The organism is Companilactobacillus tucceti DSM 20183 (genome assembly GCF_001434665.1).
In the GTDB taxonomy this organism is placed as follows: domain Bacteria; phylum Bacillota; class Bacilli; order Lactobacillales; family Lactobacillaceae; genus Companilactobacillus; species Companilactobacillus tucceti.
Genome location: NZ_AZDG01000003.1, coordinates 61,268 through 87,688, shown reverse-complemented (window position 1 = coordinate 87,688; position 26,421 = coordinate 61,268). Strand labels below are relative to the sequence as shown.

Genomic DNA, 26,421 nt, shown 5'->3' with positions numbered 1-26,421 from the left:
AATAATAACCGTAAACTAGGCCAAAAGTTTAGACGGTTATTTTTTTTGATTAAATTTGAGTATTATAACTACTAACGTTGCAAAAGATATCATAAACGAGAGAGCTTCAAAAACACTCATGGTTATCCTTTCGAGAGGCAACACATTTATTTTAATCAGAGGCATCACCTCAGATTTTCTTGAAGTTAGTCACCGTCATTAACTTGCTATCACAAATAATTATCTACTAATCGGTCATCAATTAATAGTAATTTATGTATCATAAATTCCCACAGGATTCAAAAATAAAAATGGGAGAGATCGAATATCCATGTAACAAGAACAGAAAGCTTTAACTTAAACGTAGCAATATAATATAATATTTTAAATACATAGTAATAGCCTTAAAAGTCCTGACATGGTATTTCACCTAGTCAGGTATTAATGGGTATAAAAAAACCAGTTATATTAAGACTTTCAAGCCTCAACGTAACTGGTTAAATGTAATATTATGGGTGGCCAGGGGATCGAACCCTGGACCCACGGATTAAGAGTCCGTTGCTCTGCCAGCTGAGCTAGCCACCCATGTGATCTATCAATCAACGAGTTATATAGTACCATAAGGAACAAATCATGAGCAAGTGTTTTTTAAATAAAATTTTTTATTTTTAAGGTTCGCTTATGCTGATTTTGTTTTAATAAGCTATAACTAGTATAATGGTCAAGTCAAGGAGAGATAAATATGGCTAAGAAAATTCTAGTAGTAGACGATGAGAAACCTATTTCAGACATTGTTAAATATAATCTTGAGAACGAAGGCTACGAGGTAATAACAGCTTTTGATGGTCAAGAAGCATTGGACAAAGTAGAAGAAGAGAATCCAGATTTAATTCTACTCGATTTAATGTTGCCTGTAATTGACGGTCTAGAAGTAGCTAGAACAGTTCGTAAGACTAAAGACACTCCAATTATCATGTTAACTGCTAAAGATGCAGAAATAGATAAAGTCATTGGTTTGGAAATAGGTGCAGATGATTATGTCACAAAACCTTTCTCAAACAGAGAGTTAGTTGCACGTGTTAAAGTACGTTTGAGAACACAACAACATGCTCAAAGTGAAGATAATAAAGTGAGTGAAATTAAGATTGGTGATTTGACCATTCTCCCTGATGCCTATACTGTAACCAAAAATGGTAAAGAAATTGAGTTAACTCATCGTGAGTTTGAACTACTTTATTACTTGGCACAACATATTGGTCAAGTAATGAAGCGTGAACATTTACTTCAAACAGTTTGGGGATACGATTACTTTGGTGATGTTAGAACGGTTGATGTTACTGTTCGTAGACTCCGTGAAAAGATTGAAAATAATCCCAGTCAACCAGAATGGTTAATGACTAGACGTGGTGTGGGATATTATCTAAGAGACCCTGAGTCTGAAGTTTAAAAATATTAAAAATAAACTGACTTGAAACATTGAGTCAGTTTTTTTGTTATCTTCATAGCTGTATAATGTAACTAAGACTGTAAATTATAGGTGAGGAATTTTGAAAAAGAGATTTGCTTTTTTACATTCCATTAATTTCAAAATAGGACTGTCATTTATTTTGATCTTGATAGTTACGATTGAAATCATTGGAGCATACTTTGTTCGTCAATTAGAGGAACAAAACGTCCAACAGTTCGAGGATTCTGTTGTTATTCCTGCATATCGTTTGAACCAAGTTTCAGAAAGTTTGAATGATAATGATTCAAAAACTAAGGAAAATATCAGTAATGTTATTCAAGATTATACAAGAAACAATAATGATATTACTGATGTGCAGATAGTGGATCGTAACGGAATAATTGTTAGTACAAAAGATGTCGATAAAGAATCGATTGGAACCAAAACTCTTAAAGATCAAGTTAAAAAGAGTATCAGTACTGATAAGAAGATAACTCAAATCTATTATGATAAGGCGACAGGTAGTTCTTACGAATCTATCTCACCAGTTTCATCTCCGGATAACAGTACTGTTGTTGGGGCTATTTATGTTAGAGCCAGTATGGAGTCAGTTTATTCAGGGATAAATAATATTATCGTTATCTTCCTAACGGCTTCGTTAGTTGCCGGACTATTAGGGGCAGTTATCGCCATATTTATTGCTCGTGCTATCACTCGACCAATTGATGAAATGAAGCAACAGGCTGTAAGAATGGCTGAAGGGGATTATTCCGGACAAGTTCGTGTCTATTCACCGGATGAGTTAGGTCAATTGGCAATGGCGGTTAATGATCTTTCAGTTAAAGTTGAAGAAGCTACTGAAAACTCGGAGTCTGAGCGAAGGCGTTTGGATAGTGTTCTAACACAGATGTCTGATGGTGTTATCGCTACTAATCGTTTAGGAAACATTACAGTTATTAACGAAATGGCCCAAGAATTTTTGGATAAAGAGGAAGGAGAAGCTGACGGAAAGCCCCTTGTAGAAATACTAGGAGTTGAAGATCGAATCAGCTTTGACCAATTACTAGAAAATCCAGAACCAATGATAATTGAAACTAGTGATATATCTGATAACGACGACGATGATGACAATTCATTGATTTTAAATGCTGATTTCTCATTGATTCAAAGAAATAGTGGTTTTATCAGTGGTATGGTTTGTGTTTTGCATGATGTTACTGAACAACAAAAAATTGATAGTGAGCGTCGCCAATTCGTTTCAAATGTTTCACACGAGTTAAGAACACCTTTGACAAGTATCAGTAGTTACATTGATGCGTTAAATAATGGTGCTTGGGAAAACAAAGAATTGGCTCCACAATTTTTAAAGGTCACAGCAGAAGAAACCGACCGTATGATTCGTATGATTCAAGATTTATTGAATCTTTCACGTATGGATCAAGGCCGTTCAAAACTTGATAAGGAATTAGTTAACTTTAATGAGTTCTTCTCTTATATTTTGGATCGCTTTGATATGATGCTTAAAAAAGAAAAAGCAGATGCTAAAGAAGACGATAAGAAAGTCGTCAAGAATTATCGCATTAAACGTATTTTTACTAACAAAGATTTGTGGGTAGAATTAGATACTGATAAAATGACGCAAGTAATGGATAACATTATAAATAATGCAATCAAGTATTCTCCAGACGGAGGCGTTATAACGTGTCGTCTTCTGGAGACCAACAAGCACATTATTATTAGTATTTCTGACCAAGGCCTTGGTATTCCTAGAAAAGATATTAAAAAAGTCTTTGATAGATTTTACCGTGTTGATAAAGCCCGTTCTCGTAAACAAGGTGGTACAGGTCTAGGATTATCCATTTCTAAGGAAATCGTAGAACAACACAAAGGTAGAATTTGGGTAAATAGTGCCGAAGGTAAGGGTTCAACATTCTATATTTCTCTACCTTTTGATCCTAATGAGACTGGAGGAGAATGGGATGAAATTTAGTCGATTAGTTGTACAAGTTCTCTTAGTTTTTGCAGTTGTAACTAGTGTCGTTTTGTCCTATTTCATTTGGACAAATACTGCTCGCTATCAACGAGGCAGAAATGTTGATGTGACAACTACTGAATCAGATAAAAATAAGATACCGATCAATCAAGTGATAAGTCCTACTCAAGTTATTTGGCAGGATGGAAATGATCAAAAGCTTATTTATAATAATGAAGAAAACATTTCATTTAGTGTTCAAAATGTTATGAGTGACTGGAAATTTGATCATGTAACAAAAATCTTCAAAAAAGATGGTGCTAGATATCAAAAGACCATCCAAAAGCATAATGATATTCAATTAGTTTATCCAACCGCCATAACGGTTAGAACTTTGGGATATTTATTAAATAGTTCTGTGTTAAAGCATTCTACTGATTATTCATTTAATAGAATTATTATTAATTTAAACAATAAGAAAGATAAGAATATATACTTAGCAAACGACAATAATTATGCAGTTTATAAAGTTGGAGTTAGAGATGCTTCGGCTGAACCAATTTTGAAGTTAGCTAAAAAGTCTAATATTGATTTGAAAGTTCGCTTGAATTTAATGAAGCATGGCGTGTTCACTTTCTATACTGAGCCAATTAAAATGAGAACATATTCTTATGTTATTGATGAAAAGCAAGATAGTGAATATACTACTTCATTGTTTGACGCCAATAGTGACGACTTAGTAACTTCTCAAGATGGTGATGTTTATACCTATAACTACAGTGAAACTAAACGATTAATATCAGATCATGATCGAGGAGAGCTGACTTTCTACGACTATACAGATACTTCAGTTCCTAAGAACAAGGTAGCCTTTTTCCAACGTGGTTATAATAAAGCTGTGAACCTGCAAAGTTCAGTTTCTAATTTGCGTTTATATGATGCTGATTTTAATGATAAGGATCTTGTTTTCCGCGAATATGTTGAAGGTTTCCCAATCTTTAAGAAGAGTCAGTTTGGATCAATTAAGATAGGATTTAGTAGAAATGGTACAACTGAACATTTTCTAAATAAGGTCTTAGAAGTCCCTGTGCCATCATCTAATTCAGAGACTACTTTGAAATCAACGACTTCTATTCTTAAAGGATTAGATAAGGCTGGATATTCAGTTAATGATATTCAAGATATACAAGCAGGGTATCAATGGGAAAGTGAATCTGAAAATCAAGATGTTGTTGATTTAACTCCAACCTACTATATTAAAATCGATAATCATTGGCGTCCATATCAAGAGTGGACCAATGAATCTGCAGAGGAGGGATAGTAATGGATTTTCGAAGAATTGAGATTATCTTTTTGATAGTTTTCGTATCGTTAGATGTATTCCTTTTGCTATCTTTTCGTAATAGTCAACAAATTGTAACTAGCAGCAGTACAAATACGTCTACGGTTTCAGAGATGAGAAAACGAGATATTAGCTTTGGTAAATTAGATACTAAAAGTGGTTCGGCGTATTATTTAGGATCAAAACCAAATAATAACTTGGTTAATAATGTTGGAAAACTGCGAGATCAAGAATTCCAATATGATGAAAGTACTCATAAACTAACAAGTTCATTGAATACTCCTATTACAATTACTAAATCCAATCGTATTAAAAAATTAGATACATTTATGAAGAGAGAATCAAATGTTCTCTTTGGTACGCAATATAAGTATGTTCCACAATTATCTACTAGTAGTCAGATAGTTTTTGCTCAAACAGATGAAACCCTAGGCGAGATATATGATAAGACGGCACAACTGACTTTTAATGTTAGTGGTGATAAAGTTACAGGGTATACACAGACTTATGTAAATGATGTAATGATCCTTCATGAAAAAGAAGCTACTAAGAGTGAGAAGGATATAATTATTAACCTTTACACTAATTCTGAGATTTCAAATAATTCTAAAATAACGTATGCTAACTTGGCCTATACAAAACTTCTAGAAGCAAAGGGCAGTACGATATATATTCCAGTTTGGTTTGTAACGGTTCAAAATAAAGATAGTAAAGTTAATTCCTTAAAGAAGGTCAATGCCTTTACAGGGAATGTAATTAAAAGTTCAACAACAGGAGACGACTATAGTGAGTGATGATTTAAAAATAAGTGTTTTAGCAAGTAGTAGCTCAGGTAATGTTACCTATATCGAAACTCCTAAGCACCATGTTTTAGTAGACGCAGGAATGTCTGGAAAGAAAATTAAAGAATCTTTGGCAAGTGTTGGTAAGGATATCAATACTATTGATTCTTTATTCGTTACGCATGAACATTCAGACCATATAAAAGGCGTGGGAGTTTTAGCAAGACGCTATGATTTAAATGTTTATGCTAATAAAAAAACTTGGGATGCAATGATGCCTAAAATCGGCAAAGTTCCTGAAGAGAAAATCAATGTTTTTGAGCATAACAAAGTTATGACTTTAGATGATTTAGATATTGAGAGTTTTGCGGTGTCTCATGATGCTGCTGATCCTCAATTTTATAAGTTCTATCATAACGGTAAGGAATTCGTTATTTTAACAGATACAGGATACGTATCAGAGCGTGTACAAAAGACGATTGAGAACGCTGATGGATATTTGTTAGAGTGTAACCATGATGTTGAGATGTTACGTAACGGCATGTACCCATGGCCTTTGAAACAACGTATCTTGAGTGAAAAAGGGCATTTATCAAATGATGATGGTGCACACACTTTGATGGACGTTATTGGTAATAACACAAAACAAATATATCTTGGTCATTTAAGTCATGAGAATAATACTAAAAAAGCTGCACATACAGCTGTAGCAGATATTTTAGAGGATCATGATTTTGGAGTTGAACATGATTTTTCAATTCATGACACCGATCCGGCTATTGCCGATCCTTTGATGACTTTGTAAATTAATAAGAAGCGTGGAATCTAATAAATTTCGCGCTTTTTTTGAAAAAATATCTAATCTAGTTCATAATTTGTTCAAAATTTAAGGTTATATTAAGTGTAATGAGTATTGGGGAAGTGAATACGTATGGATAATAAAAATAAAACTGATTCTAGAGTAAGAGAGAATAAGCGAAGTCCAAATGATCATTCAATGCTAAAGATGGCTCTTGTTGCATTTATTTCGGCCATGTTAGGTGTTGGTATTGCTTTTGCCGGGTTCTCATATTTTGGGAATAGAACTTCTGATACTGCTTCAGTTGGTTCTCCTGGAACGACTCAAGTTAGTGACTCTAAAGCAAATACATCTAGTACAATGTCTGGAGCATATAAAAAAGTAAGTAATTCTGTTGTTTCAGTCGTCAACTTACAAAGACAAAGCAAATCTAGTGATGGAGATCTTTCATCGATTTTTGGTGATTTGTTTGGAGACAGTAATTCTGATTCAGATAGCAACTCTGATTCAACTGAAAATTCAAATGATAATTCAGACAGTTCAAAGTCTAATTTAAAAGAATATAGTGAAGGTTCAGGTGTGATTTATTCTAAACAAAATGGTAAAGGTTATATCGTAACTAATAACCATGTTGTTTCTGGATCAGATTCATTGGAAGTTATTTTAGCCGATGGGACTAAATTATCAGCCAAACTAGTAGGTACTGATTCAACAACTGATCTAGCTGTCCTAGAAATTTCGGGTGATAAAGTACCTGCAACATCTAACTTTGGCAATTCGGATAATATTTCACCAGGTGACCCTGTAATTGCTATAGGGTCACCATTAGGAAGCCAATATGCTACTACAGTAACTCAAGGTATCATATCTGCAACGAATAGAACTATTGAAACTCAAGATCAAAATACAGGTCAAGCTAATGGTGAAGCAACCGTAATTCAAACTGATGCTGCCATTAACCCTGGTAATTCTGGTGGTCCATTAGTTAACACTGCAGGACAAATTATAGGTATTAATTCTATGAAGTTAGCTTCAAGTACTGACGGTACTTCAGTTGAAGGTATAGGATTTGCCATCCCAAGTAACGAAGTTGTTAAAATTATTAATCAACTTGTTAAAAATGGTAAAGTGGAACGTCCTTCATTGGGTATCAAAGTAGTTGATTTGGATCAAATTACCGATGATTCGCAATCTAATTTGAAATTACCAAATGACGTTACTAAAGGTGCGGTAGTTTATAGTACAACAACTGGTTCAGTAGCCAAAAGAGCTGGAATTTCTAAGGGAGATGTTATTGTCAAACTTGGAGATAAGAAGGTAAGTTCGGTTGCTGATCTACATAGTGCTTTGTATTCGCATTCATTAGGTGAGACGGTGAGCGTTCAATATTACCATAACGGTAAGTTACAAACAGCTAAGGTTCATTTAACTAAAAAAACTTCTAACTAAAATGAGACGTGTGACTATTATTAAAATAGTTTCACGTTTTTTTTTGAACGTTTATCAATATTTATTAGTTTTTTTTCGTCTTTTTAAATGATGAATGAAAAATAACTTTCCACATATGTGGATAACTTGTGTATAAGTAGAAAATAATTTATATTTGCGTTGTCGAGAAGTTTTCCACAATACACAGTTACTCTGTTGATAAGTGCAAATTAGTTGACAAATATATTTTGCAAAACGCCTACATATCAAGCTTAATCCGTGTTACACAGATTTATACAAACTTTTAATTAACTGTGTATAAAGTGGATAACTGAATAATTCGATTTTTACGGTTTGGCAATAAGGCTAATTTTGATTATTATATTTACGAGGAGAAAATAAATGAATATTAAATTAGTAACCGTAGGTAAGCTAAAAGAAAAGTATTTGAAGGCTGGAATTGCCGAATATGCTAAGAGATTAGGGGCATTTTGTAAATTTCAAATTGTAGAATGTCCAGACGAAAAAGCCCCCGAGAACCTAAGTGAAGCAGAGGATGCTCATGTTAAGGAAGTCGAGGGTGAAAGAATCTTATCTAAAATAAAAGATAAGGAATATGTTATTTTGCTAGATTTACGTGGAAAAGAATTAACATCTGAAGAATTAGCGAAAAAAGTTGATGACTTATCCACATATGGAACAAGTGATATTACTTTTGTTATTGGTGGATCTCTTGGAGTTAGTCCAGAGGTTACAAAACGAGCTGATTTTAGTATCTGTTTTGGGAAATTCACTTTACCACATCAATTGATGCGTCTAGTTATGACTGAACAGATCTATCGTTCATTTATGATAATTAATCATCGAACTTATCATAAGTAAAACTTAGTTTTCCACGGGTCTGAAAATAAAAATTTGAAACATTTATCTGATCAATTGATGGAGGTCGTCAAATGCAATCGTCGAATATAAAAAAGGTTTTGATCGTTTTAACTAATACTATGCAATATGGGGATAAAAAAGAGCCTACTGGTTTGTGGTTAGGTGAGGCTACGGAATTTGCCAAAATAATTCAGGATGCTGGATTTACAGTGGATTATGTCAGTCCAAAGGGTGGATTTGTTCCACTTGATCCACGTAGTATGAAATATGTTGATGATGAAATTATGGATTTCTATGAATCTGATGACTTTAAGAAACGTGCGTTAATGAATTCATTGGCACCTGAAGATGTAGATCCAGATAATTATTCAGCAATATATTATGCAGGTGGCCACGGTGTGATGTGGGATTTCCCTGATAGTGAGCCTCTGCAAAAAATTGCCCTAAAAATATATCAGAATAACGGATTTGTGACATCAGTATGCCATGGAATCGCTGGATTATTGAATATTAAGTTACCAAATAATGATTACTTGATTTCTAATCGTGAAATTACTGGATTTACTGAGTCAGAGGAAGTTTTAGCTGGTAAAAAGAAAATTGTTCCATTTTTTAATCAAAATGAAGCTGAAAAGCGTGGAGCGAAATTTATGAAGAAACGTGCATATAGTGAGTATGCGGTTCAAGATGGACAATTGATAACAGGGCAAAATCCATTTTCTGCCAAAGCCGTGGCTAAAACTTTAGTAAGCAATTTTAATAAAAATGTTTGATAAATATCAAAAATCTTAGGATAGTGAAATAATATACAAGGAAACGCTTTCGTCGCTTCCTTTTTTTGTTATTCTAATAATGTTCTTTGCCTCGGTAATTAAAAATTACAAAGGAGGTGTAAGACGTTTTAATTATTGAGCAAATCTAAAAGAACAATAAAGAGATTTATCAAAAAGAGGGATTTGATGAATATAACAATGAATTTAGCTACTTTATTGGTTTCTTTGATTGCCTGTTACTTTATTTATGTGTTGAATCGAAAAACCAACTTTACTTTTACTTCTGTAGTGGCTCTAATAGTTGGTATAGTCATAGGACTTGTATTTAAAGGAAGTACATCCTATGTTGCCGTTTTGGGAACTATTTATACAAGAGTCATTTCAATGATGGTTATTCCATTATTAATGGTTTCATTGATAAAGAGTATTTACTCAATGCAATCTTTGAAACAGCTTAAAAAAATTGGTTCAAAATCATTATTTTGGTTATTATTCCAAACTTTCTTAGCAGCAATCGTGGGTGCTGCATTGGCTGTTGGATCAGGCATTGGTAAAGGAAGTCATTTAAGTATTGTAAATGGATTTAAAGCTGAAAAAATTCCGCATTTCACTGAGGTAATAACGGATTTCTTCTCTGATAATCTATTTACTTCTATGGCTGAAGGTAAGGTTATTCCGATTGTATTCTTTTCTATTATTGTAGGAATTGCCGTGGTTGCTTTATCAAGTAAACGTCCAGGATCGATGAAGACTTTCAAATCATTTATCGATGACTGTCATGATATTGTTTACCAAATTATTCGTGTAATCATTAAGTTTTTACCATATTCAATTATATTTTTGATGGCAGATACAATCGGAACTAGTGACGCTAAAGCTTTAATGCCACTAGTTACTATAATCGTTTTGGCCTTTGTTGGTTGCTTCTTCCATATGTATGTAACGGACAGTTTGCTATTGAAATTTGTAGCAAAAAGATCACCGGTTCAATATTTCAAAAATATTATGCCGGCCCAATTGATGGCTTTCTCATCGAGAAGTTCATCAGGGACTTTGCCACTATATGTCGAATGCCTAACTAAAAAAGAAGGCGTTTCTGAAAATATAGCTAACTTTGTTGGTCCTTTAGGAACGACGGTAGGAATGTCAGGCTGTGCTGGGATATGGCCTCCATTACTATCCATCTATGCTATGAATTCATTGGGAATGAATGTTTCATTTCTACAAATTGCAGTAATAGTTTTACTTTGTCCAGTAGTGTCTCTTGGAACAGCTGGGGTTCCAGGTGGTGGTATTATGCTTGCAACAGCAATGTTTGTAACACTTGGACTACCCGTAGAATTGGTAAGTATCTTTGCTGGGATCGATGCTTTTGCCGATATGGCAAGAACAACCACTAACGTCACAAGCTCAATGGTGGCAGCAACTTTGGTTAATGCTTCTGAAAATAAAGTTGCGGTGGCTGATTCACCAAAAACAAAGCCAGCTATGGCATAAAACAAAAACCATGATGGGATTTTTCAATCATGGTTTTTTGATACTGTCTTATTTTGAATTTACAACATCTTGGTAGTACTTAGGAGTAAAACCAGTTCGATCTTTAAATGATTTAGTAAAGTGACTCTGATTACTAAAGTGTAGAGCTTGTGCAATAGAATTTATTGACATGGATGTATTTCGTAATAGATATTTTGATTCGGAAATTCTTTTATCAATAATAAATTTGCGCAGAGGAATGCCTGTTTCATGTTTGAATAGGGATGATAGATAGTTAGGATTCATATCTAAGTAGTTACTAATCGTTTCATTGCTAATGTATTTGTAAATATTTACGTTGATAAACTCGATCGCATCATTGATACACTTGGAATTGTAGTTGTTAGCATTGCTTTTTAGTAGGCTGTAATATTCTACAGCCATGTGTTCTATAAAAAGTTGAATGTCATCCACATTATTTAATTTATCTAGTTTGGCTGTTAGTTTGTCGGATAATCTGAAAGTGATACCTACTGGGCAATTTTTTTTAATGCATAATCTTGAGATCAAAGTAATCAAACTGATTATCCGATATTTCTTTGAAGTCAGTTCGTCGTTAGATAGTGGAGAATTACTGATATTAATTAGTTTATTGAATAACAATTGAACGTTTTGTTTGTTGCCTCTAGCCAGTTCATGCATAGCTATTTCTTCTAATTGAAATTTATTTTCAATGTTATATATTTTGAAATCCTGATTAAATCTTTTCGCAGTGTTCATACGGTCTAATTTGTCGGGAAGGTTAATAATGTCGGCCTGCATTTTCTCAGACTTTAAAAAATCAGCACCTATTTCTACGTACTTTTGCATATTGACCAACTGCTTATCTAAGGCAGGTTGTTCTTCTGAAGTTACGGCAAACATATAGGGAGTGCCATTAAAGTAAAATTTCGTTGCTGCAACTATGTCAGAACTGAGTTTCAATATGTTAACTGTTTCTTCTGTATTTCTATCCCAAAGTTTTTCGGAAATAGTATTTAAAAAAATAGTGTCATTAATATCATATTCAAAGATACAAATTCTATTTTGGTACAGCGCAAAAGGTATAGGTGATATTTTTTTAAGGAAAGGCACTTTAGTAAGCATAACCAATTGTCCTCCTAAAAATTATTCTTCTACGTAAAATATACACCAAATAAAACGATTACATTCATTTTTCAAGAAATATTTATTAGGTTATTAAGGACTTATATGTTGCATCATATTGAAATCAAAACAAATCCAACACCATATCTAGTATTGCAAAATTGCTAAAATACAATATGTTCCATGTGAAACAATTTACTTTTTTAATGTGTTGTCATATTGACCAAATTGACTGTAAATGGATCAATATAGTGTTATTATGTCTATTTTATTATCCCTAAATCAATCATAGATTGTGCTGTTGCAATAATTGCTTCTTTAGCCGAACGAGGATGCCAGTCTAGCATTGTAACAGCTTTTTCCTTACTAGTTTCTGCGTATACTCCTAGTAAGGAAGCCACCATTCTTAATTTAGGATCAATTAGTGCTGCTGTTTTTACTAAAATATTTGGCATAACTTTAGTTGGTAGTTTGTCCGCATATTTTGGAAATGTCTCTCTCAAAATATTGGCAACATCTAGCATAGAGAGTGTCTCTCCAGTTGTGGCAAGAAATCTTTCTCCGTTGGCTTTAGGGGATGTCATTGCTAGTAGATGTAAATTGGCTACATCACGAACGTCAACGTAACCAGAATTGATATTTGGAACAGCTTTGATTTTACCCTCAAGTAATTGTTGAATTTGAATATTTGAATGTGAATAATCTGATGCCAAAACAGGTCCCATTACTCCAACGGGATTAACTGTAGAAAGCTCTAATCCATGCCCTTGATTTTTAATAAAATCCCAAGCTGCACGTTCAGATAAGGTCTTTGATTTTTGGTAAGGATGGATATTTTTGGCATTAAGATTTGACCAATCTTTTTCAGTATAGGGTGTATTTCTGTTCTTGTGGCCTGCAAAAATAGCCCCATAGGCGGATGTGAGAACCACTCTTTTAATGCCATTATCTCTAGATGCTTTTAGAACTCTTAATACACCATTTACTGCGGGCTTTATCATTTCATCTTCATTTTTAAAATGTAATGTTGGGGTTGGAGAAGCTGGATGAATGACATATGTGGCATCATTCATTACTTTTTCCCAATTATTATCAGAAGTTAAATCTGCCATCTCAAACGATAGATTGGAAAAATCTTTAATACCACCTCGAGTTAAAAGTTTCTTGACTAATTCAATTTTCTTGGAAGATCTAATAGTTGTCCTAACTGAGTAACCTTGTTCTAATAATTGAATAATAATACGTGATGCAATAAAACCACTACCACCTGTTACTACTACTAATTGATTTTTCATTTTATTTGCCTACCTTTTTATATTCACTATAGTTACACTTGTAACATCTGTTAACGAATACTACAATGTGAGTAATCATATTTCAAGCGAATGGACAGCATCTGTGACAGAATGGAGAAATTGTAATGGCAGCTACCAAACATGCACAATCAATCAAACAAGATTCAAAAGACTACTTAACTACTGCATTGTTACAAATATTGGAAACAAAGAATCTTAATGAGATAACTATCAGTCAAGTAGTAAAAAAAGCTGGTGTCAGTAGAATGGCTTTTTACAGGAACTTTGAAACTATAGGCGATTTATTGACAGCTTATTTTGAACCATTGATAAGTGATAGATTTAAAGATATTAAAGATGACATATCAGAACAAGATAAATTGTCTAAGGTTGGAAAATTTTTTGTGGACTATGCGGACACTTTTAAATTATCGACTGATCATGGATTTGAATTTGTCATAAAAGATATTTTTGATAAAGAAATGATGTCCTTCTATGAAACAATTTCTTTACCTAAAGAGATTACTAATACTAGACGAAAATATTGGGTAAAATTTATGAGTGCAGGGGTCTATGCTATTTGGAGAGAATGGTTGATCAATGGGGAAAAAGAATCATTAAAGGAAATTCATGATATTTTAGCCGACTTTCAGAACTCTACAATGAAATCACTGATTAGATAAATCATTTGAAGATGGTTTATTTTTTTAAGTTTACTTGTTGACAATAAAATAACAGGTTGTTATGATAATACCTGTAATTAATAAAACAACAAATAAGAAGGTATATATATGAAATACGCAATCTCAGCTGCAACTGGTAATTTTGGACAAATTGTAATTCCTGAACTTTTAAAAAATGTCGATGCTAGTGATGTAACGGCTATCGTTAGAAATGTTGATAAAGCTAAAAAGGTTTTACCTACAGGTATCAATATTGAAAAGGCCGACTATACTGACAAAGATGCATTAATAAAGGCTTTGAAGGGAATTGATAAATTGTTATTTATTTCTTCAGTACCGGGAGGAAAAGTCTCACGTGAAACACAACATAAAAATGTTGTGGACGCCGCAAAAGAGGCTGGTGTAAGTTACATTGCTTATACTAGTTTTGCAAAAGCAGATGATGCTAAGTCAGCATTGTCATCAGATCATAAGGCTACTGAAAAGATGATCAAAGATAGTGGTCTTAAATATTCATTCTTACGTAACGCATGGTACCTTGAAAATGAAGCCAGTTATCTTAAAGCAGGAGCAAATGGACAAGATGCTGTCTATGCGGCTGGAGAAGGTAAAATAGGATTTGCTTTGGAACGCGAATACGCAGTTGCCGCAACTAAAGTAATGGAACTTGATGATGCAAAAAATGTTTATGAATTTGCTGGTAAACCCGTTACTTATGCAGAATTGGGTCAAGCTGTTAAAGAAGTTACCAGAAAAGACTTTGAATTCAAGAGTGTCTCAGATGATGAATATCGTCAAAGTCTAATCAAGTCTGGATTTGATGAAGGATTAGCAGATGTTTTTGTAGGGATGCAAGATATGATGCGTGATAACGAGTTGAACGTCGATTCTAGTGACTTACCGGATGTATTAGGTCATAAACTAACTTCACTTACAGATGCAATCAAAGAAATTTTGAATCGCTAGGCATTTGAGTATAATAGGGTGAGTATGTTTTAGAGAGGAAGTGACCATCATGAAGTATTCCTATAAGTTGAGCGATGCCATTCATATTTTGACGTATATTGATATTATTCCTGATGAGAGTATCAGTAGTAATGATATTGCCGAAAGTATTGAAGCAAATCCCAGCGTTGTTCGTAAATTGATGGCAAATCTTAAGAAAGCTGGGTTGTTAGAAAGCCAAGTCGGTGCTGCTCATCCCAAATTGGCTAAACCAGCCGATACGATCACACTATTAGATGTTTTTAAAGCAGTAGAAACTAATCATGATCTATTACACGTTGACCCAAGAACGAATATGAATTGTCCTGTAGGGGCTAATATTCAACAAACGTTAAATGATGCTTATAAAAGAGTTCAAAAAGCTGCTGAAGACGAAATGTCGAATCTCACAATTCAAGATATGATCGATAGTATTCAAGATTTACGACAACAAAAAAACTCTTAAAAAACTTTTCATTGGAATTATTTCCTGACAAGTATATTAAGAGTTTTTTTTAATTTGTTTTTAAATCGAATTTACAGTCTGGACGGCCGCAGCCACATCTAACTTGTTCGGACTTTGGATTATATTTTTGCGTCCATTGGCAAATATCTTTTAGAATAGGTAATGCTTCGATACCCTTTTTGGTTAAATCATATTCAACTCTAACGGGTATTTCGTTGAACTGTGTTCGACTTATGATCGAATAATCAGTTAATTCTTTTAAGGTTAAAGCCAAGACGGCATCTGTTATTCCGTCTAATTCTTTTTTCAAAGCTGTATATCTCAAACTACCATTATTAGATAAGCAACAAATAATTCTAGTTTTCCATTTACCATCAAAAGCAGCTAATCCTTTTTCTAGAGGACTTCGAAAATCATTTTCCATTTTGTGTTCGTACATATTCAACTCTTCCTTTAAACGTTGATATATCAATAACTAATAATTTTATGAGTAACTAATAAATTTGCTAACGTCTTCATATTATAAATACTATCTCTTACAATTATACTTGAAAACAAGGAGGAGTTACTAATGAGTGTTAAAGCATATTTACAAATCACAATGGTTGTTGATGATAAAAATCGTGCTGCTGCAGCAAAGGTGTATAACGATTACCGCAAACCATTCTTAGATACTATTCCAGGAGCATTAACAAAGGATTTACTAGTTAGAGATGAAGATGTTCAAGTATTACATGGTTTTGACAGTGTCGAACATGCTAAAGCATACTTGGATAGCGAATTATTTACGACTAAGGTATTCCCAGGATTAAAACCATTATGGAATGGAAATCCAGACGTTAGAGTATATGGAATGTAAGCTACAGATAAAAGCAAAAGAGTCACCATCAACTTGAATAATCAAATTGATGATGACTCTATTTTTATATAATCAAATTAATTCAAAATGGACATTTTCTATTTTTCATAGCTTTGAATTGAATCGAAGATATATTTAACAAATGCTTCACGGTCCACATCTTCAAGAACTTTAATGTTGTTTTCTTTTGAAGCATAAACACGACGATCTGGATAAGTCATACCACGGAATTCGTCATTTGTAAGTGAAACATCGATAGGATAGCTTTCACTCTTAGTGAATAATTCTGGTGCGATCAAGCTGATAACGGCACATGCATCGTGAACTGGAATCTTAGTATGACCGTTCTTTAGTTCCGCTGCGGAATAAAATTCCATAATTGAACTAGCCATAACTCCCACGTGACCAAGATCTTTAATGTGGTCAATTTCATCCATCTTCATATAAGCCTTATTTTCAGTTAAATTTAAACCTGAAAGTGTGATAGGTAGCCCTGATTCAAAGACGATTTTAGCAGCTTCAGGATCAACATAAGCATTAAACTCTGCGGCTAAAGTTATATTACCTTGTAAAGTTGATCCACCCATAATATAAATATGCTCGATATTTTCTTTTACTTCAGGGAAAACTTTTAGTAAAAGAGCAATATTTGTTAGTGGAGCAGTAGCTACAATATTAACTTTTTCATCACAGTTTGAAATACGGTCGTACAAATATGTAACGGCGTTATTACTTGTCAAAGGATAGTCTTCACTATTCTTAGGGAAGTCGTATCCGTCCATACCAGTTTTACCATGAACTTGACTGGCAGTTTCAATTTCTTTAACCAGTGGAGTTGCTTGTCCAGAAGCAAGTTCTGCGTTTGATCCTAAAAATGTTAGTAATTTTTTGGCGTTCGCTGTAACGTAATCCAATTGAACGTTTCCGCCAACTGTTGTTACACCAATTAGATCAGCCTTTTCGGGGTGTGCTAATAGAACGGTCAATGCAATGGCGTCATCAATACCAGGATCACAGTCCATAATTACTTTTGTCATTACTAAATTACCTCGCTTTAATTGTTTTTTAACTTCTCAGGTAGTTTTTGTAGAGCATGTAAGAATCCACGTCTTTCAAAAGTGCCCAAACTAGAAAGAATTTTTTGATCATTTTCTTTCATGAATTTATCAATTTTGTCTTGTAGATTTTTAGCTTTAGGTAAAATAACGATTTTCTTTAGACGAGAATCAGTTTCGACTGGCTCACGTTTAATTAAATCTATTCTCTCCATATTCTTTAAGATATTAGTAGCAGTTGATCGTCTAATATTAAACTCTGACTCAATATCTTTTTGAAAAGTTTCTTCGTTTTCTGGAATATGTGTGAGAAAGTCTATGATCTGAACTTGAGTACCAGTTAAATCATATTTAGCCGCAAAATCATTGACACTTCTTGATATCTCATTTGATGCGACTTTGATTAAGTGAGCCACATTACTCGACATAGTATCCTCCTAAGATTTAAACATTACAGACAAATTATAGCATGTAAATATATTGAGTACCTTAACTGGATTTTTACAAAACAAAAAAGATCGCAACAGGGGAATGTTGCGATCACTTTCACTCTTTTCGAGTTTATGTCAGCAGAGCTAATTAAATCCTAGGAAAGGGCTAATCCAGTAAGACATCATCGTTATCATTATCAGACGCATCACCACCTTTAATTGTAGTAGTATCTTTAAGCTCAATTTTGATATTTTTTCTCGAATAAAATAGATACATAACTGCACCGATCAATAACCATCCGAGATAATTTAGCCAAGCGTTGAGCGGCAGGTTGACTAGTAGAAAAGCACATACAAGCATTGAAAGAACGGGGATGATTCTTCCAAATGGAACTTTAAAAGGTCGGTTTAATTTGGGGTATTGTCTTCTTAATAATAGGACCATCAACGAGATGAGAAAGAAGACGCATAATGAACCAACATTAGAAAATATTGCTAAATTTTTGATATCCAATAGTCCGGCACAAACAGAAGCAATAGTACCTATCAACCATAAGGCCTTATTTGGGCTACCTGTATTACTGTTTAATTTGGATAAATTACTAGGGAGAAAACCGCCACGACTCATTGACATAGTTATATTTGATGAAGCGTAGATGAAGGCGAGTACAACAGCGATAATACCTAGAATTGCTCCAGCTGAAACAATTTGTGCTGAAATTCCATGTCCATTTTCAAGTAAAACAAATGACATAGCTTCAGGGACGTTAAGATTTTTATAGTGCATGACCCCAGTCATAACTAGGCTTACAACTATATATAATAATGTGGAAACTATAAGTGAGATGATAATAGCTCTTGGTAAAGTTTTTTGTACATCTTTAACTTCTTCAGCCGAAGTTGCCAAAGCGTCAAATCCTAAAAAGGCAAAAAATACAGTTGAAGCTCCAGCAAATACTCCAGTAGTTCCATAAGGTAGAAATGGTGACCAATTTTTAGTCTGAATATCTGCAAAACTGACAACCACAAATAGTAAAATGATCGACAATTTTACTATTACTAAAATATTATTTAGAACCTTACTTTCGCTAGTACCACGGGTGAGTATCAATGTAACTAACATGATCATAATTACAGCGGGGAGATTTATTACTCCACCATTGAATGGTGACTTTATAAGGGCATTAGGGAGGATAATGCCAAATTCATGTAAGAATGATTGGACATAACCAGTCCATCCGTTAGCCACCGTTGCAGTTGTAGTTATGTATACTCCAAGTAGAGTCCACCCAGCAAAGAAAGCAACATTTTGACCGATAGTTACCCAGGCATAAACGTAGGCACTACCAGAATTTGGAATACTAGTTGTTAGTTCTGAATAGCATAGGCCAATAAGACCACTGGCTAGAGCTGCAATTAAAAATGAATAAATTACACCAGGTCCAGCATCTGTGGCAGCAACAATACCGGTCAAAACTAGAATTCCTGTTCCAATGATCGCACCGATCCCCAATATAGAGAGATCAAATAAACCAAGCGTTTTTTTACGATTTGTTTTCCCGTGTAATAAGAAATCCAAATCAATTTTATTACCCATATCTAAACTAGATTGGCATCAGCTGAGTATTCCTTATAAGGTATGTTCAAACTTTCAGCCACTGCTTTTTCAGTTAAATTACCGGCAAAAGTATTGATTCCAGTAAAGATAGTTTTATTTTCTGCTGCACGTGCAAGTCCTTTGTTAGCAATTTGAATTGCATAAGGAATTGTTGCACTTGATAAAGCCTCAGTAGCAGTCTTTGGAACAGCACCAGGAATATTAGCGACCGTATAATGAATGACATCATGTTTTATGTAAATAGGATCATCGTGAGTTGTAGCTTTAGAGCTTGTTTCAAAAATTCCACCTTGATCAATTGGAATATCAACAATAACAGATCCAGGTTCCATACTTTTGATCATTTCTTCTGTGACAAGAGTAGGAGCTGCAGCACCAGGAATAAGTACAGCACCGATAACTAAGTCTGAATTTTTAACGCATTCAGCTATATTATGTTCATTTGACATTAATGTCTGAATCTTACCGTCAAATATGTTTTCAATTTCAGCCAGACGCTGTGCATTAATATCTAAGATCGTTACATTAGCGCCGAATCCAATAGCAATTTTTGCGGCGTTAAAGCCTACAGTACCAGCACCGATAACTGTAACGTTACCTCGTCTAACTCCTGGAACACCTCCAAGGAGTAGTCCTTTTCCTTGATGTGGTTCTTCTAAGAAGTGGGCACCTACTTGGACAGACATCCTACCGGCGATTTCACTCATAGGTACAAGTAATGGTAATCCTCCTCGAGCGCCAACCATTGTCTCATATCCAATACCAGTAGTTTTAGCGTTTAGGAGAGCTTCGGTTAGCTCTTTATCAGCCGCCAAGTGTAAATATGTATAGATAATTAGGTCTTCTCTGAAATATTTATATTCAGATTTAAGCGGTTCTTTAACCTTGATCACCATATCGCAATTCCAAGCATCGGTGACGCTTCCGATTGATGCTCCCATTGCTTTATAGTCACTATCTGGATAACCAGAACCGATACCTGCTCCTGTTTCAACAATTACTTCATGTCCAGCACGAACTAAATTTGCCACTCCAGAAGGTGTTGAACCAACACGTTCCTCTTGATTCTTGATTTCTTTAGGTATACCAATTCTCATTTTAGTGCCTCCTTAGTTTTGTAATCGCTTACATGTTGCGATTTCAATATATCAAGAATTTTGAATTTTCACAATATGAAAATGATAAATAAGTTATTTTCAAATAAATAAATTGCTGTATACACTGTGTTTATGCAAGATGTATTTAAAAAGAAATTATTATTCGATAACTAACCATTTCACAATGTCTATAAATGAAAATAATGAAACCATTAGGAGTATTGATATGATTGATACTTAGACCAATTCTGAATACTTTAATTTTCAATAAGCATAAAACTTGCTAAATAAGAAACCTAATTTAGAGCCAAAAAAATAAGAATCATCTTCAATCTTTCTGAAAATAATTCTTAATTAGACTTAGTCAATATGTAAACGAAGTAAGGAGCTCCGATCAGAGCAACGATTATACCAACAGGTATTTCGGATGAAGAACTTATTAACTGACCGATAGTATCAGCGGCTAATAATAAGAAACTTCCCAACATACCAGATAAAACAAGTTGTTTGCTATGTTTATAACCTATAATGCGTCGAGCTAAGTTAGGTGTGATTAGTCCAATAAAACCAATTCCGCCACTAATCGAAACACTCACACCTGCTAAGATAACGGATAAACTTATTAGAAGGATTCGTTCTTTTTTAAGAGATATACCTAGTGATTGGGCTGCATCGTCACCTAAATTAAATGAATCTAAAATAGTTAATTTAGTAAAAATGATAATAGTACAAATAATTATCCAGGGAAGAGCTATGAGAATATATTCCCAACTCGTTCCCCAGATGCTCCCGGTCAGCCAGTTCATAACGAATTGGTAGTTATCAGGCGAAAGCTTCAATGTCAGTAAAACCATGATTGAAGAGAAACAACCTGATAAAGCCACACCTGTCAGCAATAGTCTATTAGGTGTTATTCCGCTATTGCGTTTGTAAGAAAAGATAAATACCAGTGCAGTACTGATCAGTGCTCCGAGTAAAGCAAGTATCGGTAATAAATAAATGTTAGCATCTTGATTTTTTACTAAAGCGATAAATAGCATAACGGCGATACCCGCACCTGAATTAATACCGAGAAAACTTGTATCTGCCATGGGGTTTTGAGTAGTTGTTTGAATAACGCTACCAGCGATAGCTAAGGAAAATCCGACGATTAAAGTTATTACGATTCTTGGCATTCTAAAGTCGAAGATAACAATCGATTGAGAATAATTTCCGTTACCTAGTAATAAATTTATGATTTCTGAAGGAGTTATTTTCATATCGCCAGTATTAAGATCAATAATTGCTAAAGCTATCATTAAAATAATCAATATCAAAAGCCAAGAAGTAAGTCTTATTCCTTTTCTCATGCGTTATGACCATCCTTTCTAGCTAGATAAATAAAGAATGGAACACCAATTAGTGAGATTATTAATCCAAAAGGAGTTTCATTTGGCGGATTGATCATTCGTGCAACTAAATCAGCACAAACTGTTAAATCAGCTCCTAAAATTAGTGTTAAGGGAATGATTTGACGATAATCTGTACCGATCAAAAATTTTGCAATATGAGGTACGATAAGACCAACGAATGCTACAGCACCAACTAAAGAGACAGATATTCCAGAAAGAATAACAACACAGCATAATGCTAATATTCGAATTACATTGATATTCTTTCCAAGACTTTTAATAGAATCGTCGCTTAAATGTAGTAAATTCAAACTGGGCGCTAGTAACAACAGGATAGCTAATCCTACAAATATCCATGGACCCAAATTGTTGAGCTGTGACCAACTGACAGCCGAGACACCACCAAAATGCCAAAAAGCTAAGTCTTGTTTCAAGTGCATTAATAATGCCAGACCCTCACTTATCGCCGCAAAAAAAGCACTTATCGCCATACCTGCTAAGACTAAAATAGTAGGGCTCATTTGTGATTTTTTTAATGAACTAATTATAAAAACTAATATCGATGTAAAGGCAGCTCCAAAAACTGAAAATATAGTTGTAGCTTGAGTAGAAAGGTGCGGAAAGAAGACAAAACTTAGTGTCAACATTAAAGCAGCACCAGAGTTGATACCTAAAATACCAGAATCAGCCATAGGATTTTTTGTAACGCTTTGCATAAGGGCACCGCTACCGGCAAGTGCAGCACCAATCAAGATAGCTCCAATAACTCTAGGTATTCTTATATCTCGAATTATTCTTTGATTTATATCAGTCGAATGGTAATTAAAAATAGCATTAAAAACAGTGGAGTTATCATTTTGATTTGCTCCAAATCGAATACTTAAAATAGCCAGTAGAACTAGCAATATTATGCCCGATATTAAATTTATCGAGAATTTTAGTTTTTGGTTCAAACCTGACCACCTCGCCAGCGATTATAAGTTAAAATCATTGGTTTTGAATTATCTTCAATAATACGTGCATCAATATCAAAAATGTTTCGTAAGTTATCTTTTGTTATAACATCTTGAACAGGGCCACTAACTTGTAAGACACCCTTTTTTATAGCAATTAGTTGATCAGAAAATCTAGCAGCATGGTTTAAATCATGCAAAGCCATAATAATAGTGCGGTGTTCTTTTTCGTTTAGTTCTTTAATAAGAAGCATTACATCTAATTGATGTGTCAGATCCAAATATGTAGTAGGTTCATCAAGAATGATCGTATCAGTATCTTGAGCTACAGCCATGGCAATCCAGGCACGTTGTCTTTGCCCACCAGAAAGAGTGCTGAGACGACGATTTCTTAAATCTTTGAGGGATGCTTTTTCTAGTGCCCAATCAATTTTTTTGTGATCTTCTTTTGATAAAGTAGAAAATCTTTTTCTATAAGGAATACGTCCAAACGTTACCAGTTCTTGTACCGTTAGATCGTTAGCTAGATTATTGGTTTGTGGAAGAACAGCCATTTCTTTAGCAATATCACTGATCTTCTTTTGATTAATATTTTGATTATCTAAATAAACTACGCCCTCACATGGTTTTAGCAGGTGGGCAATAGTGCGTATTAGTGTTGATTTACCGCATCCATTTGGACCAATTAAAGTTGTTATTTGCCCTTTTGGAATTTGAATTGATAAATCATGTATTGTTAATTTTTTATCATAACTAACACAGACGTCCTTTGTCTCAATAATATTCATAAAAATTCACTTCCTAAGGAATACTTCCACATATAGATGGAATATTATATACATAATATTGTAATATATTTTACCGTATTTTATTGACATTTGATAACCCTTTCACAGATAATCTAGGTATCTTATTGGATATGAGGGAAGAAATTTGAAGAGAAATAAAATTATTAGAGTGTTTGTCTATATTGGATTATTATTTACGATATTTTTGACTGCTTGTGGTAACGGTAATAGCAAGAAAAGTTCAAACAGAACTCTGACTGATTCGATGAATCATAAAGTTTCCGTACCCGAAGAACCAAAGCGTGTTGTTGGTAGTTATTTAGAAGATTACTTAGTCTCTGTTGGGGTTAAACCAGTCGTTCAATGGTCCGTAAAAAAGGGCTCAGGGACACAACAATATTTAAAGAAAGACTTGAAAAATGTTCCTTTGATCGATTATTCCTTACCTTATGAAGCAGTAACTAAAGCAAAACCAGATTTAATTTTAATGGGGACTGATAGTGCGGTCGCCAATGGGAAATATAATCAATACAAAAAAATAGCACCAACTTATGTTGTTAAAAATGGTAATAACGTAAGTTGGCGAGTACAATTTATGGATGTATCTAAAGCAGTTAATAAAACTGATAAAGCTAAGAAAGTTTTGAAGAAATATGATAAAAAAGTAGATTCAGCACGTTCTGAATTAGAAGAAGCAGCTCCAAATAAATCCGTTGCTGTACTTTGGGTAACTAATAACTCGGCTTTTATTGTTAGTGATAAATCCGCCAGTGGATCATTACTTTATGGAGATTTGAAATTAAAAGAACCCGACCTAATCAAACAAGTTTCAAAAAAAGCTACTGCTGATTGGTCGGCCGTTTCCTTGGAAAAGCTTGCTAAGTTAGATGCTGACTATATTTTCTTAGTTAATAGTGATAAAGATGCTTCGATGTTCAAAGACCCTATTTGGCAAAATATTTCAGCTGTAAAAAATGATCATTTATTCAAGTATGGTGACGATTCGAGTTGGCAATATAAAGGCCCAATTGCCTATACAGAAATGATTGATAACGTTTTAAAGGATATTGTTAAATAATTAGAGCAAATAATTATATGTATTAAAAAATAAATACATTATTGTCAATTTTATGTCTATCAGTAATTTTGCGAGAAACATTTTTTGTAATAAATCTCAACCTCAACTATATTAGGTATGAATAGGAATATAGGAGGAATATTATGGCTAAAGTATTAGTTTTAGGAGCAAATGGAAAGATAGCACGTTTGGCAGAACAAATATTTTTGGATTCAACAGATAATAGTTTGAGACTATATCTTAGAAAACCAGAACGTTTACGTGATATCAAGAATGATTTGGTAGAAATTGTTGGCGGGGATGTCACAGATGTTAAAACGCTTGAAGATTCTATGAAAGATGTCGATATTGTTTACGCTAACTTGGCCGGTGGTAATATTGAGGATCAAGCCAAGGCAGTTGTTGAAGCAATGCACGCAGCTGGCAAGAAGCGTTTAATCTGGATCTCTACATTAGGTATTTATGATGAAGTTCCTGGTAAGTTTGGTGAGTGGAATAATAGTACATTAGGAAATTACATTACAACATATGCAGCAGCAGCCAAGGTACTTGAAGATTCAGACCTTGATTACACTATTATTCGCCCAGCTTGGTTGACTAATAAGGATGAAGTTGATTTTGAGCTTACTCAAAAGGGTGAGACATTTAAGGGTACAGAAGTATCAAGAAAATCAATTGCCCAATTAGTTGTTGATATAACACAAGCACCTGATAAGCATGTAAGAGAATCATTAGGTGTTAATAAACCTAATACTGATGGTGATAAACCTGCTTGGTATTAGTAGAGAGTGGGACAAAAGACGGTTTGCCACCGGAGCATAGCCTAGAAATACGGATGATTGGGTATTATCAATCATTCGTGTTTCGTAGCTATGTGGAGGTTGCAGTCTTTTGTCACAAGTTTAGTCTATAAAGTTTGTAAAAAGGAGTTGTGACTCATATCATGGCTCCTTTTTTTATGGAATGAATTTATCATTTAAAAAATAGATGTAACGATGGCATAATGGTTATTAAATGCTTTACATTATAAAAGCAACCGTCAGGTTCTCTAAAATGTTTGGCCTTACAAGTAAAATTAGTATCAATCAAGGGGGACGCAATTATGAGAATTGGCGATCAATTACAAAAGCAACGAAAACTACATGACATGTCACAAAACGAGTTGGCAGATAAATTACATATTTCTCGACAATCTATTTCAAAATGGGAAAATGGTGCCACCTTGCCTAGTTTTAGTAATGTGCTTGCAATTAGTGATTTATTCAATGTCTCTTTAGATGAATTGATTCGAGGGGATGAAGAGCTCATGAATAAGTTTGAAGACGATAAAATAAGGTTAAGTAAGACGGAAACTATTTTTATAATTGGATCACTTGCTGTATTAGTTGGTTTGATTGTTATCTATAGTAATGGAATATCAATTGCTAGTGTTGATGATTGGTTGCCTGATATAGGATTTATTAGCTTTCTGTGTTTTGTATCTAATATTAAATGGGATATTTTTAACAAAAGTTTGAATAAAAAGGCTGTCGTTTTTGGAATAATATTGTTGGTAGCGGTTTTAGTTCCGTATATTATGCATGGAGTTCCTAGTTTGCTGGAAGGATTGAGAAAAGGGACTAGTTATTAAGTGAAAAAAAGTGTGATCTTGAGAAAAATCGGTTCTTTCTCAAGTTTGGTTGGAATAAGTATGTTTT

Annotated in this window: 26 protein-coding genes and 1 tRNA gene; 16 read left to right on the top strand and 11 right to left on the bottom strand. The window is 34.0% G+C overall.

Annotated features, from left to right (window positions below; genetic code table 11):
- Positions 1-491: 491 nt before the first annotated feature.
- Positions 492-564 (bottom strand) — tRNA-Lys (locus tag FC72_RS02270).
- Between the two features lie 157 nt (positions 565-721).
- Here FC72_RS02270 and yycF point away from each other — a divergent pair.
- From yycF to FC72_RS02225, 9 genes are all read left to right on the top strand, one after another.
- Positions 722-1,426, top strand: coding sequence for a response regulator YycF (gene yycF, locus FC72_RS02265; protein ID WP_057764361.1), 705 nt, complete (start codon positions 722-724; stop codon positions 1,424-1,426).
- A 100-nt stretch (positions 1,427-1,526) separates the two neighbouring features.
- The gene (gene walK / locus FC72_RS02260) at positions 1,527-3,416 is read left to right on the top strand and encodes a cell wall metabolism sensor histidine kinase WalK (protein WP_057764359.1); all 1,890 of its coding nucleotides are present in this window, start codon (positions 1,527-1,529) and stop codon (positions 3,414-3,416) included.
- Positions 3,406-4,719 carry a YycH family regulatory protein gene (locus FC72_RS02255; RefSeq protein ID WP_057764358.1) on the top strand — a complete coding sequence of 438 codons (1,314 nt, stop codon included), beginning with the start codon at positions 3,406-3,408 and terminating at the stop codon, positions 4,717-4,719. The genes walK and FC72_RS02255 overlap by 11 nt, the downstream gene beginning before the upstream one ends.
- 2 nt (positions 4,720-4,721) lie before the next feature.
- A complete protein-coding gene (locus tag FC72_RS02250) occupies positions 4,722-5,534 on the top strand; it encodes a two-component system regulatory protein YycI (RefSeq protein ID WP_057764355.1) in 813 nt (270 codons plus the stop codon).
- On the top strand, positions 5,524-6,327 hold the full coding sequence (locus FC72_RS02245; protein WP_057764354.1) for an MBL fold metallo-hydrolase: 804 nt from the start codon (positions 5,524-5,526) through the stop codon (positions 6,325-6,327). The genes FC72_RS02250 and FC72_RS02245 overlap by 11 nt, the downstream gene beginning before the upstream one ends.
- Before the next feature lie 126 nt (positions 6,328-6,453).
- On the top strand, positions 6,454-7,770 hold the full coding sequence (locus FC72_RS02240; protein WP_057764351.1) for a S1C family serine protease: 1,317 nt from the start codon (positions 6,454-6,456) through the stop codon (positions 7,768-7,770).
- A gap of 381 nt (positions 7,771-8,151) precedes the next feature.
- Positions 8,152-8,631: a 23S rRNA (pseudouridine(1915)-N(3))-methyltransferase RlmH gene (gene rlmH, locus FC72_RS02235; RefSeq protein ID WP_057764349.1), complete on the top strand. Its 480-nt coding sequence runs from the start codon at positions 8,152-8,154 to the stop codon at positions 8,629-8,631.
- Between the two features lie 86 nt (positions 8,632-8,717).
- Positions 8,718-9,404 carry a type 1 glutamine amidotransferase domain-containing protein gene (locus tag FC72_RS02230; RefSeq protein ID WP_201781787.1) on the top strand — a complete coding sequence of 229 codons (687 nt, stop codon included), beginning with the start codon at positions 8,718-8,720 and terminating at the stop codon, positions 9,402-9,404.
- A gap of 186 nt (positions 9,405-9,590) precedes the next feature.
- Positions 9,591-10,901, top strand: a complete 1,311-nt coding sequence (locus FC72_RS02225; protein ID WP_057764344.1) for a dicarboxylate/amino acid:cation symporter — start codon at positions 9,591-9,593, stop codon at positions 10,899-10,901.
- Between the two features lie 48 nt (positions 10,902-10,949).
- Here FC72_RS02225 and FC72_RS02220 read toward each other — a convergent pair whose 3' ends face one another.
- Together FC72_RS02220 and FC72_RS02215 are read right to left on the bottom strand one after the other, a co-directional pair.
- The gene (locus FC72_RS02220; protein WP_057764342.1) at positions 10,950-12,026 is read right to left on the bottom strand and encodes an AraC family transcriptional regulator; all 1,077 of its coding nucleotides are present in this window, start codon (positions 12,024-12,026) and stop codon (positions 10,950-10,952) included.
- 263 nt (positions 12,027-12,289) lie between these two features.
- A complete protein-coding gene (locus FC72_RS02215) occupies positions 12,290-13,321 on the bottom strand; it encodes an SDR family oxidoreductase (protein WP_057764340.1) in 1,032 nt (343 codons plus the stop codon).
- Positions 13,322-13,446: 125 nt separating this feature from the next.
- Here FC72_RS02215 and FC72_RS02210 point away from each other — a divergent pair, with 125 nt between their 5' ends.
- The 3 genes from FC72_RS02210 to FC72_RS02200 all read left to right on the top strand — a co-directional run bounded on the left by FC72_RS02210 (position 13,447) and on the right by FC72_RS02200 (position 15,454).
- The gene (locus FC72_RS02210; protein ID WP_057764338.1) at positions 13,447-14,004 is read left to right on the top strand and encodes a TetR/AcrR family transcriptional regulator; all 558 of its coding nucleotides are present in this window, start codon (positions 13,447-13,449) and stop codon (positions 14,002-14,004) included.
- Positions 14,005-14,112: 108 nt separating this feature from the next.
- Positions 14,113-14,970, top strand: a complete 858-nt coding sequence (locus FC72_RS02205) for an SDR family oxidoreductase (protein ID WP_057764336.1) — start codon at positions 14,113-14,115, stop codon at positions 14,968-14,970.
- 49 nt (positions 14,971-15,019) lie between these two features.
- A complete protein-coding gene (locus FC72_RS02200; protein WP_057764334.1) occupies positions 15,020-15,454 on the top strand; it encodes an Rrf2 family transcriptional regulator in 435 nt (144 codons plus the stop codon).
- 49 nt (positions 15,455-15,503) lie between these two features.
- Here FC72_RS02200 and FC72_RS02195 read toward each other — a convergent pair whose 3' ends face one another.
- On the bottom strand, positions 15,504-15,893 hold the full coding sequence (locus FC72_RS02195; RefSeq protein ID WP_057764332.1) for a winged helix-turn-helix transcriptional regulator: 390 nt from the start codon (positions 15,891-15,893) through the stop codon (positions 15,504-15,506).
- 132 nt (positions 15,894-16,025) lie between these two features.
- Here FC72_RS02195 and FC72_RS02190 point away from each other — a divergent pair, with 132 nt between their 5' ends.
- The gene (locus FC72_RS02190) at positions 16,026-16,313 is read left to right on the top strand and encodes a hypothetical protein (protein WP_057764330.1); all 288 of its coding nucleotides are present in this window, start codon (positions 16,026-16,028) and stop codon (positions 16,311-16,313) included.
- Positions 16,314-16,411: 98 nt separating this feature from the next.
- On the opposite strand, the gene FC72_RS02185 is transcribed toward FC72_RS02190, so the two are convergent.
- The 7 genes from FC72_RS02185 to FC72_RS02155 form a co-directional block, all read right to left on the bottom strand.
- Positions 16,412-17,350, bottom strand: a complete 939-nt coding sequence (locus FC72_RS02185) for a nucleoside hydrolase (protein ID WP_057764328.1) — start codon at positions 17,348-17,350, stop codon at positions 16,412-16,414.
- A 17-nt stretch (positions 17,351-17,367) separates the two neighbouring features.
- A complete protein-coding gene (locus tag FC72_RS02180; protein ID WP_057764326.1) occupies positions 17,368-17,796 on the bottom strand; it encodes a MarR family winged helix-turn-helix transcriptional regulator in 429 nt (142 codons plus the stop codon).
- A gap of 169 nt (positions 17,797-17,965) precedes the next feature.
- Positions 17,966-19,396 carry an APC family permease gene (locus FC72_RS02175; RefSeq protein WP_057764324.1) on the bottom strand — a complete coding sequence of 477 codons (1,431 nt, stop codon included), beginning with the start codon at positions 19,394-19,396 and terminating at the stop codon, positions 17,966-17,968.
- A 2-nt stretch (positions 19,397-19,398) separates the two neighbouring features.
- Entirely contained in the window at positions 19,399-20,514 is a 1,116-nt protein-coding gene (ald, locus tag FC72_RS02170) for an alanine dehydrogenase (protein ID WP_057764322.1), read from the bottom strand.
- Positions 20,515-20,864: 350 nt separating this feature from the next.
- Positions 20,865-21,863, bottom strand: coding sequence for a FecCD family ABC transporter permease (locus FC72_RS02165; protein WP_057764319.1), 999 nt, complete (start codon positions 21,861-21,863; stop codon positions 20,865-20,867).
- Complete coding sequence (locus tag FC72_RS02160) at positions 21,860-22,858, bottom strand: FecCD family ABC transporter permease (RefSeq protein ID WP_057764317.1); 999 nt, start codon at positions 22,856-22,858, stop codon at positions 21,860-21,862. Before FC72_RS02160 ends, FC72_RS02165 begins: the two co-directional genes overlap by 4 nt.
- Positions 22,855-23,646, bottom strand: coding sequence for an ABC transporter ATP-binding protein (locus tag FC72_RS02155; protein ID WP_057764316.1), 792 nt, complete (start codon positions 23,644-23,646; stop codon positions 22,855-22,857). Before FC72_RS02155 ends, FC72_RS02160 begins: the two co-directional genes overlap by 4 nt.
- A 145-nt stretch (positions 23,647-23,791) precedes the next feature.
- Between FC72_RS02155 and FC72_RS02150 the strand changes: the two genes are divergently transcribed.
- From FC72_RS02150 to FC72_RS02140, 3 genes are all read left to right on the top strand, one after another.
- Complete coding sequence (locus FC72_RS02150; protein WP_057764314.1) at positions 23,792-24,724, top strand: ABC transporter substrate-binding protein; 933 nt, start codon at positions 23,792-23,794, stop codon at positions 24,722-24,724.
- A 143-nt stretch (positions 24,725-24,867) separates the two neighbouring features.
- Positions 24,868-25,506, top strand: a complete 639-nt coding sequence (locus FC72_RS02145) for an SDR family oxidoreductase (RefSeq protein WP_057764312.1) — start codon at positions 24,868-24,870, stop codon at positions 25,504-25,506.
- Between the two features lie 320 nt (positions 25,507-25,826).
- Entirely contained in the window at positions 25,827-26,354 is a 528-nt protein-coding gene (locus tag FC72_RS02140) for a helix-turn-helix domain-containing protein (protein WP_057764310.1), read from the top strand.
- The last annotated feature ends 67 nt before the right edge of the window (positions 26,355-26,421 follow it).